Annotated in this window: 12 protein-coding genes, 1 tRNA gene and 1 pseudogene; all 14 read left to right on the top strand. The window is 37.8% G+C overall.

Annotated features, from left to right (window positions below):
• Window positions 1-67 precede the first annotated feature (67 nt).
• The 14 genes and pseudogenes from QM887_RS02425 to QM887_RS02360 all read left to right on the top strand — a co-directional run bounded on the left by QM887_RS02425 (window position 68) and on the right by QM887_RS02360 (window position 11,775).
• Window positions 68-153, top strand: a tRNA-Leu gene (locus QM887_RS02425).
• 271 nt (window positions 154-424) lie between these two features.
• Entirely contained in the window at window positions 425-1,036 is a 612-nt protein-coding gene (locus QM887_RS02420; RefSeq protein WP_414270321.1) for a CPBP family intramembrane glutamic endopeptidase, read from the top strand.
• Window positions 1,037-1,161: 125 nt separating this feature from the next.
• Complete coding sequence (locus tag QM887_RS02415; protein ID WP_414270320.1) at window positions 1,162-2,439, top strand: ABC transporter permease; 1,278 nt, start codon at window positions 1,162-1,164, stop codon at window positions 2,437-2,439.
• 13 nt (window positions 2,440-2,452) lie between these two features.
• On the top strand, window positions 2,453-3,100 hold the full coding sequence (vex2, locus tag QM887_RS02410; RefSeq protein ID WP_016466097.1) for an ABC transporter ATP-binding subunit Vex2: 648 nt from the start codon (window positions 2,453-2,455) through the stop codon (window positions 3,098-3,100).
• A 47-nt stretch (window positions 3,101-3,147) separates the two neighbouring features.
• Window positions 3,148-4,527: an ABC transporter permease subunit Vex3 gene (vex3, locus tag QM887_RS02405; RefSeq protein ID WP_414270319.1), complete on the top strand. Its 1,380-nt coding sequence runs from the start codon at window positions 3,148-3,150 to the stop codon at window positions 4,525-4,527.
• Window positions 4,528-4,598: 71 nt separating this feature from the next.
• Window positions 4,599-5,255, top strand: coding sequence for a response regulator transcription factor VncR (vncR, locus tag QM887_RS02400; protein ID WP_414270318.1), 657 nt, complete (start codon window positions 4,599-4,601; stop codon window positions 5,253-5,255).
• Window positions 5,252-6,562 (top strand): sensor histidine kinase VncS, encoded by a 1,311-nt coding sequence (vncS, locus tag QM887_RS02395; protein ID WP_414270317.1) that lies wholly within the window; start codon window positions 5,252-5,254, stop codon window positions 6,560-6,562. The genes vncR and vncS overlap by 4 nt, the downstream gene beginning before the upstream one ends.
• Before the next feature lie 144 nt (window positions 6,563-6,706).
• Window positions 6,707-7,588, top strand: a complete 882-nt coding sequence (locus QM887_RS02390; RefSeq protein WP_033688381.1) for a class II fructose-bisphosphate aldolase — start codon at window positions 6,707-6,709, stop codon at window positions 7,586-7,588.
• A gap of 129 nt (window positions 7,589-7,717) precedes the next feature.
• Window positions 7,718-8,647: an alpha/beta fold hydrolase gene (locus QM887_RS02385; protein WP_414270316.1), complete on the top strand. Its 930-nt coding sequence runs from the start codon at window positions 7,718-7,720 to the stop codon at window positions 8,645-8,647.
• Window positions 8,648-8,702: 55 nt separating this feature from the next.
• Window positions 8,703-9,253: pseudogene (locus QM887_RS02380) on the top strand (histidine phosphatase family protein).
• A 67-nt stretch (window positions 9,254-9,320) separates the two neighbouring features.
• Complete coding sequence (locus tag QM887_RS02375; protein WP_414270315.1) at window positions 9,321-9,668, top strand: hypothetical protein; 348 nt, start codon at window positions 9,321-9,323, stop codon at window positions 9,666-9,668.
• Between the two features lie 37 nt (window positions 9,669-9,705).
• Window positions 9,706-10,104: a hypothetical protein gene (locus QM887_RS02370; RefSeq protein ID WP_414270314.1), complete on the top strand. Its 399-nt coding sequence runs from the start codon at window positions 9,706-9,708 to the stop codon at window positions 10,102-10,104.
• 52 nt (window positions 10,105-10,156) lie between these two features.
• A complete protein-coding gene (locus QM887_RS02365) occupies window positions 10,157-10,564 on the top strand; it encodes a hypothetical protein (RefSeq protein WP_414270313.1) in 408 nt (135 codons plus the stop codon).
• A 218-nt stretch (window positions 10,565-10,782) separates the two neighbouring features.
• Window positions 10,783-11,775: an ABC transporter ATP-binding protein gene (locus QM887_RS02360; protein ID WP_414270312.1), complete on the top strand. Its 993-nt coding sequence runs from the start codon at window positions 10,783-10,785 to the stop codon at window positions 11,773-11,775.

Genomic DNA, 11,775 nt, shown 5'->3' with positions numbered 1-11,775 from the left:
CTGAAAAAAATCTGAAAAAAGTGTTGACAAAGTTTGTGAAAGTTGATATACTAGTAAAGTAATCGACGCGGGGATGGCGGAATTGGCAGACGCGCAGGACTAAGGATCCTGTGACCGCTTTAGGTCGTGAGGGTTCAAGTCCCTCTCTCCGCATAGTAGTGAGTTAGCTTGGGCTAGCTCTTTTTTGTTGGAATGCATAGCAATAAACCTACAGGAGAAGAATACCTTTTTCTTGTAGTTTTTTCTTTCAATTTAAAAAGTGTTATAATATATATAAAGTAACTACAAAAAGTCTTTTATGAAGATAATCGAGTAATAGATACTAATAGGTTTAGTTAAAACGGATATAAAAGTTAGGAAAGGAGGGGTAGATAGTCATATAGTATTTAAAATAAGTTTTTCAAAAATGTAAAGGGGGATTTCGATGGTTAATGAACTTCAACGAATCATAAGTGCCTTTATTCAAATTCTCTTTATTATTTTACTACCTTCTATCTGGTGGTTTCTGACTATGAGGGGGAAAGTCCCATTTATAGAATGGATTGGTTTAAAATCTATTAAAAGGGTTAAAGATTCTGATCTGATCTCATGGATAATTGGTGGATTTCTCTTGTTTACTATTTTTTATATGTTTACCTTTCCTCTAACACGTAGTATAGAAACGGCTACTTCGGCTTTTTCTGGTATGGGCTATAAGGCTTTACCAAGTATTCTAATTTACAGTATTTTGCAAACATCTTTGCCAGAGGAACTGCTATTTAGAGGATTTCTACTGAAACGAATGGCAAATCACATGCCGTTTGTCTTTGCAAATACGATACAGGCTATCGCTTTTGGATTGCTTCATGGAGTATTATTTGCTTCAGTAGTAAGTTTAGAAGTCACTTTTTTCATTATATTTTTTACTGGAGCAATAGCAGCTTATCTTGGTTTTGTTAATGAAAAGAAAGCTGGAGGCTCCATTTTAACAAGTTGGATCATACATGCACTAGCTAACATCCTGTCTGGTTTAGTTGCTGCATTTTCTCTGTTTTAATCTGGGGGATTTATAAATATAAAGTCAGTAGAAATACTGGCTTATTTTATTTCAAAAATTTTTCTTATTTCATAAACATTTCATATTTGAATATTATAATGGTTTTACAAATATGGAGGTGCTATATGAATCCCACTCAAAGAGCTTGGGCTTACGTCAGCAGAAAACGACTGAGAAGTCTCATATTATTCTTGATTCTATTTGTTTTATTGGCAGGAATTTCAGCTTGTTTGACGCTTATGAAGTCCAACAAAACAGTAGAAAATAATCTCTTTCGCTCATTGAATACGTCTTTTTCTATTAAAAGAATAGAAGCAGATCAGACCTTTCAACTGTCCCAACTAGATGAGCTTAAAAAGATAAAGGGTCTTGAGAATATTTCACCTGAGCTAGAAACAATAGCTAAGTTAACTGACAAAGAAGTGGTTACTGGAGAACAAAGTATTCAAAGGGATGATTTGACAGAGGCTGAAAAAAATCTCATCAGTTTGATAGCTTTAGAAGATTCCTCTAAGGATGTCTCCTTTACTAGCTCTGCTTTTACCCTTAAAGAAGGAAGACATATCCAAAAAGGAGATAGCAAAAAAATCTTAATCCATGAAGATTTAGCAAATAAAAACAATCTAAAAGTAGGAGATAAGATTAGCTTAAATCCTGGTCAAGTTGAAGGAAATAGTGGACAAAGGCTAGACTATGAAATCGTAGGTATTTTCTCAGGTAAGAAGCAAGAAAAATTCACTGGTCTTAGCTCAGATTTTAGTGAAAACACGGTCTATACAGACTTCGAAAGTAGCCAAACTCTTCTTGGAAATAAGGAAGCTCAAGTTAGCGCCGCTCGTTTTTATATAGAAAATCCAAAAGATATGGATAGTATCATTCAAGAAGTTGAAAAGTTATCCCTGGAAACTAAAGGTTTCCAAGTCGAGAAGGAAAATAAGGCTTTTGAACAAATCAAGGATTCAGTTTCGACCTTCCAAACCTTCCTACAGATTTTCCTCTATGGCATTATGATTGCTGGTGTAGGAGCGCTGATCTTGGTCTTATCTCTTTGGTTACGAGAGCGAGTCTACGAGGTTGGTATTTTATTGGCACTAGGGAAGGGAAAAGGAGCAATCTTTAGCCAATTCTGCCTAGAAGTCATCATAGTTTCATTGGCATCTATTTTGCCGGCATTTGTAGCTGGGAATGCCATTACTTCCTATCTCTTGAAGACTGTACTAGCAAGCGGCGACCAAGCTGCACTACAAGATACGCTAGCAAAAGCAACGAACCTTTCAACAAATCTTCTATCATTTGGAGAATCTTATATCTTCCTACTTATCATCAGCTGCTTGTCAGTTGCACTTTGTTTCCTATTTTTATTTAGAAAATCACCGAAAGAAATTTTATCATCTATCAGTTAATAAAGGAGAAATCATGACTTTACTACAATTACAAGATCTTACTTATCGTTACAAAAACACTGCAGAAGCAGTATTGTATAAAATCAATTACGATTTTGAACCTGGCAAGTTTTATAGTATTATCGGAGAATCAGGAGCTGGGAAGTCAACACTCTTATCTCTATTAGCAGGACTTGATAGCCCAGTCGAAGGTGCTATCCTATTCGAAGGCAAGGATATTCGTGAACAAGGTTATTCTTATCACCGAATGCATCATATTTCTTTGGTTTTCCAAAACTATAACTTGATTGATTATCTTTCTCCATTGGAAAATATCCGCTTGGTTAATAAAAAAGCTAGCAAGGATACTCTTCTTGAACTTGGTTTAGATGAAAGTCAAATCAAGAGGAATGTTCTCCAATTATCAGGTGGACAACAACAACGTGTTGCCATTGCTCGTAGCCTTGTATCGGAAGCACCAGTGATTTTAGCGGATGAACCAACAGGAAACTTGGATCCTAAGACTGCTGGAGATATTATTGACCTGCTCAAATCTCTTGCTGAGAAAACAGGCAAGTGTGTGATCGTTGTGACCCACAGCAAGGAAGTAGCACAAGCATCAGATATTACACTGGAATTGAAGGATAAGAAACTGACTGAAATAAGAACAAACAGTAACTAAAACTTTTAAACATATTAAAAACGGAAGTAAATCTAGAAAGGAATCTTATGTTACACAACGCATTTGCCTATGTCACAAGAAAATTTTTCAAGTCTATTGTGATCTTTCTTATCATTCTCTTGATGGCTAGCTTGAGTTTGGTCGGCTTGTCAATCAAGGGAGCGACAACCAAGGCTTCTCAAGAAACCTTTAAAAATATCACCAATAGTTTCTCCATGCAAATCAACCGCAGGGTCAATCAAGGAACTCCACGTGGTGCTGGGAATATCAAGGGTGAAGATATCAAAAAAATTACCGAGAATAAGTCTATTGAATCCTACATTAAACGGATTAATGCTATTGGTGATTTGACAGGATATGAACTGATTGAAACGCCTGAAACCAAGAAAAATCTAACTGCAGATCGAGCTCAACGTTTTGGAAGTAGCTTGATGATCACAGGAGTTAATGATTCGGCTAAAGAAGACAAATTTGTGTCAGGCTCTTACAAACTGGTCGAAGGAGAGCATTTAACAAACGATGACAAATATCAAATTCTCATGCACAAAGACTTGGCTGCTAAACATGGCTGGAAGGTAGGAGACAAGGTCAAACTGAACTCCAATATCTACGATGCAGATAATGAAAAAGGAGCCAAGGAAACAGTAGAAGTAACGATCAAAGGACTCTTTGATGGACATAACAAATCTGCTGTAACCTACTCACAAGAACTTTATGAAAATACAGCTATCACAGATATTCACACAGCTGCCCAACTCTATGGTTATACAGAAGATACAGCTATTTATGGAGATGCTACCTTCTTTGTGGCTGGAGATAAGAATCTAGATACTGTTATGCAAGAATTAGGGTCTATCAACGGCATCAACTGGAAGATGTATAGCTTGATTAAGAGTTCATCTAACTATCCTGCCCTTGAACAATCTATCTCAGGCATGTACAAGATGGCTAATCTTCTCTTCTGGGGTAGCTTGAGCTTCTCTGTTCTTCTACTTGCTCTCTTACTGACACTATGGATTAACGCCCGTCGTAAAGAGGTTGGAATTCTCCTTTCAATTGGTCTAAAACAGGCAAGTATTCTAGGTCAATTTATCACAGAAGCAGTTATGATTGCAATTCCAGCACTAATTTCAGCTTACTTCTTAGCCAACTATACTGCTCGGGCCATTGGAAATACAGTTCTTGCAAATGTCACATCAGATGTAGCTAAGCAGGCTAGTAAGGCAGCCCAAGCCTCTAATCTTGGTGGTGGTGCAGAAGTTGACGGATTTAGTAAAACTCTTTCAAGTCTGGATATTTCTATTCAACCTTCTGACTTTGCCATCATCTTTGTACTTGGCTTAGTTCTAGTAGTACTAGTTATGGCACTTGCTTCAAGCAATCTCCTCTTTAAACAACCAAAAGAACTCTTGTTGGATAGTGAATAAAAAAACATGCTACCTATTCTCAGTCAAATGAGATATAATATAGGTAGCATTTTTGATAGAAAAGGATTTATATGAAAATTCTAATTGTAGAAGATGAAGACATGATCCGCGAGGGAATTAGTGACTATTTGACGGATTGTGGCTATGAAATCATTCAGGCAGCAGATGGCCTTGAGGCCTTAGAACAATTTTTCAATCACCAAGTTGCCTTGGTTCTCTTAGATATTCAAATGCCGAAACTAAATGGTTTAGAGGTTTTGTCAGAAATCCGTAAAAGTAGCCAAGTTCCAGTCTTGATGTTGACAGCCTTTCAGGACGAAGAATATAAGATGAGTGCCTTTGCTGCATTAGCAGATGGTTATTTGGAAAAGCCTTTTTCTCTATCTTTGTTAAAAGTACGAGTGGATGCCATCTTTAAACGTTATTATGATACTGGTCGTATTTTTACCTATAGGGACACCCAGGTAGACTTTGACAGTTATAGCGCTAAAGTAGCTGGTCAAGAAGTTGCAGTGAATGCAAAAGAGCTGGAAATTTTAGATTATCTGGTAAAAAATGAAGGTCGAGCCTTAACACGGTCACAGATTATCGATGCTGTATGGAAGATGACAGATGAGGTCCCTTTTGACAGAGTGATCGATGTCTATATCAAGGAACTACGGAAAAAATTGGATTTAGACTGTATTCTTACCGTGCGCAATGTTGGTTATAAATTGGAGAGAAAATGAGACGTTCAGGTTTATTTAAAAAAATTTTTATCTATACCTTCTCGGTATTTTCTAGCTTGGTCATTTGTTTGCATTTGGCCATCTATTTCCTCTTTCCATCGACCTATCTCAGTCACCGTCAGGAGAGCATAGGCCTCAAGGCTACCGAAATTGCGCAATCTCTCAAAGGAAAGGACAGTCAAACTATCCAGGAAGTCCTTGAACTCTATTCTCAAAGTAGTGATATTAAGGGATCCATCAAGGGTGAGATGACTCAGGATAAGTTGGAAGTCAATGATAATCTTCCCATTGATAAACAACGACAAACGGCCTCCTTGGTTATTGAGGAAAGAGAAGTTCAAACTAAGGATGGTCAGACGATGACCTTACAGTTTTTAGCTTCTATGGATTTGCAGAAAGAAGCAGAAGATATGAGTCTGCAATTTCTACCCTATACTCTGTTAGCTTCTTTCATTATTTCACTTCTCATCGCCTTTATCTATGCTAGAACCATTGTTGCTCCTATATTGGAAATCAAGCGAGTAACACGTCGGATGATGGATTTGGATGCGGAAGTGCGTTTGTGCGTGGATTCTAAGGATGAAATTGGGGATCTCAAAGAACAAATCAATAGCCTCTATCAGCATCTCTTGACCGTTATTGCGGACTTACATGAAAAGAATGAAGCCATCCTCCAACTAGAAAAGATGAAGGTTGAGTTTTTGCGAGGTGCTTCCCATGAACTGAAAACACCTCTAGCTAGTCTAAAGATTCTTCTGGAGAATATGCAAGCCAATATCGGACGTTATAAAGATAGAGACCATTACCTTGGAGTTTCTCTAGGAATTGTGGATGATTTAAGTCACCATGTCCAGCAAATCCTATCTCTTTCTTCAGTACAGGAGTTGCGGGATAAGAAGGAAGAAATCAATCTTCTTGAAATGACAGATCTTCTATTAAAGGATTATAACTTATTAGCAAAAGAGAGAGAAATATCAGTAGTGAATCAACTCACTGATCAACAAACTTATCTAAATCCTTCGGTACTCAAGCTCATTCTTTCCAATCTTATCAGCAATGCGGTGAAACACTCTGTTCAAGGTGGCTATCTGAAAATTGGTATAAAAGATGGTTGGGTGTTTATAGAGAACACCTGTACACATGAGGAGCAGGATAAATTTGAACAATCCTTCACGGCTTCTAGTAGACAAAGCAAGGGAGCTGGCTTGGGACTCTTCGTAGTCAAAAGTTTGTTAGAGAACGAAGAAATTGATTATAGATTTGAAAGAAATGAAAATAACTTGGTATTTTACATGAACCTGCCTTAGACCAATTAGGAAAAGGTTTACATATTTTAAAATAGAAGAAATTCAATCTAAAGTATGGGAAAAACTAGCTTTTTTTGCTAAAAAGTGATAAAATGAACAATGTAAATGGGATGTCCCATAAAAATATACAGGAGGCCTGATAAAATGGCAATCGTTTCAGCAGAAAAATTTGTCCAAGCAGCTCGTGACAACGGTTATGCAGTTGGTGGATTTAACACAAACAACCTTGAGTGGACTCAAGCAATCTTGCGCGCAGCAGAAGCTAAAAAAGCTCCAGTTTTGATCCAAACTTCTATGGGTGCTGCTAAATACATGGGTGGTTACAAAGTTGCTCGCAACTTGATCGCTAACCTTGTAGAATCAATGGGTATCACTGTACCAGTAGCTATCCACCTTGACCACGGTCACTACGAAGATGCACTTGAGTGTATCGAAGTTGGTTACACTTCAATCATGTTTGACGGTTCACACCTTCCAGTTGAAGAAAACCTTAAATTGGCTAAAGACGTTGTTGAAAAAGCACACGCTAAAGGTATCTCAGTAGAAGCTGAAGTTGGCACTATCGGTGGTGAAGAAGACGGAATCATCGGTAAAGGTGAATTGGCTCCAATCGAAGACGCTAAAGCAATGGTTGCAACTGGTATTGACTTCTTGGCAGCTGGTATCGGTAACATCCACGGTCCTTACCCAGCAAACTGGGAAGGTCTTGACCTTGACCACTTGCAAAAATTGACAGAAGCTCTTCCAGGATTCCCAATCGTATTGCACGGTGGATCAGGTATTCCTGATGAGCAAATCCAAGCAGCTATCAAACTTGGTGTCGCTAAAGTTAACGTTAACACTGAATGCCAAATCGCATTCGCTAACGCAACTCGTAAATTCGCTCGTGACTACGAAGCAAACGAAGCAGAATACGACAAGAAGAAACTCTTCGACCCACGTAAATTCTTGGCTGACGGTGTCAAAGCTATCCAAGCATCAGTTGAAGAACGTATCGACGTATTCGGTTCAGAAGGTAAAGCTTAATCTAGCTGAACAATACACACAGAACCTGCCCATTGGGTGGGTTTTTTGGTGTCTAAATATATAGCGAATATATTGTAGAAGAACCAATCTTAAGTTGCTAAAAGGTTCTATTTTTTGTACAATAATGCTATGAAAATACTGAAAAAATGGTTTCTTGGCTTTCTTAGTTTCATTCTTTTGTTTTTAGGGGCAACATTCATCTTTCACCGTATCAGTTTAGAAAAGGAACAAGCCTTGCTAACACCTGTGGGACAACAAGTTCTTGTCAATGGACACCAAATGAATGTTTACGTTGAAGGGGATGGTCTTGAAACTATAGTAATTCTCTCAGGTGCTGGAATTGCTTCCCCAATCTTGGACTTTAAGAATGTTTCGGATTCCTTATCAAAAAAATATAAGGTAGTCATTGTGGAGCGGGCTGGCTATGGTTATAGCGAGGATAGTAATCAATCCAGAGATGTGATGGAAGTTTTGTCTGAGACACGTCAAGCTCTATCACAAGCAAATATATCAGGACCTTTTATCATTCTGTCTCATTCAATGGCTAGTCTTGAAAGTCTGGCTTGGCAGGAGAAGTATCCTGATGAAGTGAAAGCCTTGGTTGGTCTGGATTGGGCACTGCCAGCAAGTTATGAGGATTTAAAGGATAATCAGGCCTTGCTTACTGTGGCTTATTGGAGCAGTAAGATTGGCTTATTACGCTATTTCCCTGAGTCCTTTTATATAAAAAATCCAACTCTGACTGAAACTGAACGACAACAATATAAATTACTAGCATATAAGCAGTTGATGTCACAAGCCATGCTTCATGAATCCCGTTTGGCAAAGGAAAATGCCAAGAAAGTTCCCTCTAGCATCAATCCGAAAATTCCCACCTTATTACTGGTGTCTAACGGTGATGGTACTAGCTTTAGCCAATCAGAATGGCAGCATTATGCAGAGACATTTGCTAGTGGCCAGTCTAATGTTCAAGTCATCTATATGGATGCACCACATGACCTCTATCATTATCAAAATAATGAACTTGTTTCTCGAATTGAAGAATTTTTAACAGAGTAACTGTGATTTAGAAAGTTATTTTGAACTGATGCCAATAATTGAGAGGTGACATTTTATGAAGAACACTTATATTGTGCTTAGATATGATCATTCAAGATTTTCGAATGATGATTTCAACCGAACCTTATCAGAAAATTTTCATCTCTTAAGTAGTCAGATTTTTTGAATGCTTATAATATCGATTTTTTTATTTCAAGCCCTTATAAGCGAGCTTTTGAAACCGTTAATAGTTCTCCTATTCAATTTGATAAAATAGTTATTGACGAACATTTACGAGGAAGAAAATGCTCATCACGCTTTATAAAAGATTCGGAGTTTGAAGAGACTATTAAATATTTATGGGACAACCCGAATAAATCTTTTTTGGGAGTTGAATCGAATCAAGTAGCTATAAAGAAAATTCTAGATTTATTGCAGGACTTGGAAGAAAGGTATTTAGATAAAACCATTTTACTGAGTTCTCATGGAAATTTGCTAGGAATCTTAATCAATCATTTTGATTCAAGTTTTGATTATAAAAAATGGGAACAGATGACCTTTCCAGACTGCTTTCTAGTTGACAAGGATGAGAGTGTGAAAAGAATTATGCCAGATACTTTTAGGTAATCATTTAGCTCAATCTATGTGATTTTTATTTTCTGTTATTGTAAATAGAATAGAAGGGAAAATAGCCATGATATTCGATCAGTCCTTGCAAGCTTACGTCCATGAAGTAGATGATGTTCTTGTAGCTTGGGAAGAAAAACCAAATGGAAATTTTGAGATGGAAGCTCCGTTGCTTGCAGCCAATTACCATAAAAATCTTTCCCGTATTCTTGCATTTATACTGCCTCATTTACAAGAATTTTACGAGTATTTGACAGATGAAGAAGCTACTGAAAAATTGGGTAAACCCATCATCGAGCCAGAAAGACAAACCGTTACTTTCTGTGATCAAACTTTTGATGATATTCATATTTTTTCTTTTGATTATCAGGGGCAAGACTTTGAAATTCTAAAGAATTTTGCCATTGATGGTTAAGGTCTCTTTTCAGTTTTAAAATGAAAGGAAGAAACTGATGAGTACTGCTGATTTTGTCTTTGTAGAGACTAAAGAACCCGTATTCCTTGATTTACAAGTCTTTTGTGGTGCTTTGAGCGAAAAATTCCCAGGTATTATGGTTAGAGAAAGAACTAATCCCGAAAAAGCTTACTCGCTTTCTTGGGATTATCAAAGTCCACAGCTTACCTTGGAAAGTTCACTGAGTAGCAAGAAAAATGTTTTTGTGATTGATTACTTTGATTCAACGAACAGGTTACAAGATTATGCCTCCTATATCATCTGGCTTCGGAAATGGTTTCCACCTGAAGAGAAAGTTTCCTTTGGTGATGAAGGTTATGAGTATGTGTTTGAACTTCCTAGTGATTTATCCCAAGAGGAGTTGGAAAACTACTTAGGAACAAGGTTTGATGAGTGAAGAAAAAGTTCGAAGACAAATATGATATGGAAAAGTGAAAAAGGAGAATCGGATGCTTACTAGAGATGAGATTTTAGCTGCTTTGCAAGATGCAATTACTGAAGACCAAGAATTTGAGTTGGCAGACGAGATTGTAGATGCCATGGAGCTTTATGATCAACCCTTTGATTTGGTTGCCCCTATTTTAGACTTTATTTCCAAGCATCCAGAAGTAGATTTTGGTTCTCCAGGTTACTTGGTTCACTTTGTGGAGAGATTTTATCATCAAGGCTATGAGGATTTATTGATGGAAGTAGTTGGTAAAAAGCCAACCTTGCATAATATTTGGATGCTTCATCGATGCTGTAATGACAATGATCCAAATCTAGTCCGGCAGATTCAGGCTTTGGTTGGAGAACTTAAGAAGGATAAGACTCTTGATTCACAAGTAAGAACTATGATTGAAGACTTGACTTGGTAGAGGAAGGTGATGATGAATCACCTTTTTATACTTTCTTAGGAATTCAAATTTTTGATATTAATTAACACTTGTTTTCCTTAGATATTTGCACTATAATAGGGTGTTATTAGGGCTTTCTTTTCTTATGTTGAAAAAGAAGGCAGATTTTTGGAGATAAGAAGTCGTGTTTGAATGTTTAGGAACTTGATTTAACGATTTCTTACTAAAGGGAGATAGATATGGCAATGATAGAAGTGCAACATCTTCAGAAGAATTTTGTGAAGACAGTTAAGGAGCCGGGGTTAAAGGGGGCTTTGCGCTCCTTTATTCATCCTGAAAAGCAGACTTTTGAAGCGGTCAAGGATTTAACTTTTGAAGTTCCAAAAGGGCAGATTTTAGGATTTATCGGGGCAAATGGTGCTGGGAAGTCAACCACCATCAAAATGCTGACAGGGATTTTAAAACCGACATCTGGTTTTTGTCGGATTAACGGCAAGATTCCGCAGGATAATCGCCAGGACTATGTTAAGGATATTGGGGTGGTCTTTGGTCAACGTACCCAGCTATGGTGGGATTTGGCTCTGCAAGAGACCTACACGGTCTTAAAAGAGATTTACGATGTGCCAGACTCGCTCTTCCATAAGCGCATGGATTTTTTGAATGAAGTCTTGGATTTGAAGGACTTTATCAAGGATCCCGTGCGGACTCTTTCACTTGGTCAACGGATGCGGGCGGACATTGCGGCTTCCTTGCTCCACAATCCTAAGGTTCTCTTTTTAGATGAGCCGACCATTGGGTTGGACGTTTCGGTCAAAGACAACATTCGTCGCGCCATTACTCAGATCAATCAAGAGGAAGAAACCACCATTCTTTTAACCACTCACGACCTGAGCGACATTGAGCAACTCTGTGATCGGATTTTTATGATTGATAAGGGACAGGAGATTTTTGATGGAACTGTGAGCCAGCTCAAGGAAACCTTCGGCAAGATGAAGACTCTCTCCTTTGAACTGGTGCCAGGTCAAAGTCATCTCCTTTCTCATTATGAAGGCTTACCTGATATGACCGTTGATAGACAAGGAAATAGCCTCAACATTGAATTTGATAGTTCCCGCTACCAGTCAGCTGATATTATCAAGCAAACCCTGTCTGATTTTGAAATCCGTGATTTGAAGATGGTGGATACGGATATCGAGGATATTATCCGTCGTTTCTACCGAAAGGAGCTCTAA

The sequence above is a fragment of the Streptococcus infantis genome (assembly GCF_047460875.1).
In the GTDB taxonomy this organism is placed as follows: Bacteria; Bacillota; Bacilli; order Lactobacillales; family Streptococcaceae; genus Streptococcus; species Streptococcus infantis_AA.
The sequence above is the reverse complement of the archived record's forward strand: the minus strand, read 5'-3'. Positions and strand labels throughout refer to the sequence as shown.

Bases quoted from the DNA above. Each gene is read 5' to 3' on its own strand.
- QM887_RS02420 (WP_414270321.1), top strand. From the start codon at position 425: ATGGTTAATGAACTTCAACGAATCATAAGTGCCTTTATTCAAATTCTC.
- QM887_RS02415 (WP_414270320.1), top strand. From the start codon at position 1,162: ATGAATCCCACTCAAAGAGCTTGGGCTTACGTCAGCAGAAAACGACTG.
- vex2 (WP_016466097.1), top strand. From the start codon at position 2,453: ATGACTTTACTACAATTACAAGATCTTACTTATCGTTACAAAAACACT.
- vex3 (WP_414270319.1), top strand. From the start codon at position 3,148: ATGTTACACAACGCATTTGCCTATGTCACAAGAAAATTTTTCAAGTCT.
- vncR (WP_414270318.1), top strand. From the start codon at position 4,599: ATGAAAATTCTAATTGTAGAAGATGAAGACATGATCCGCGAGGGAATT.
- vncS (WP_414270317.1), top strand. From the start codon at position 5,252: ATGAGACGTTCAGGTTTATTTAAAAAAATTTTTATCTATACCTTCTCG.
- QM887_RS02390 (WP_033688381.1), top strand. From the start codon at position 6,707: ATGGCAATCGTTTCAGCAGAAAAATTTGTCCAAGCAGCTCGTGACAAC.
- QM887_RS02385 (WP_414270316.1), top strand. From the start codon at position 7,718: ATGAAAATACTGAAAAAATGGTTTCTTGGCTTTCTTAGTTTCATTCTT.
- QM887_RS02375 (WP_414270315.1), top strand. From the start codon at position 9,321: ATGATATTCGATCAGTCCTTGCAAGCTTACGTCCATGAAGTAGATGAT.
- QM887_RS02370 (WP_414270314.1), top strand. From the start codon at position 9,706: ATGAGTACTGCTGATTTTGTCTTTGTAGAGACTAAAGAACCCGTATTC.
- QM887_RS02365 (WP_414270313.1), top strand. From the start codon at position 10,157: ATGCTTACTAGAGATGAGATTTTAGCTGCTTTGCAAGATGCAATTACT.
- QM887_RS02360 (WP_414270312.1), top strand. From the start codon at position 10,783: ATGGCAATGATAGAAGTGCAACATCTTCAGAAGAATTTTGTGAAGACA.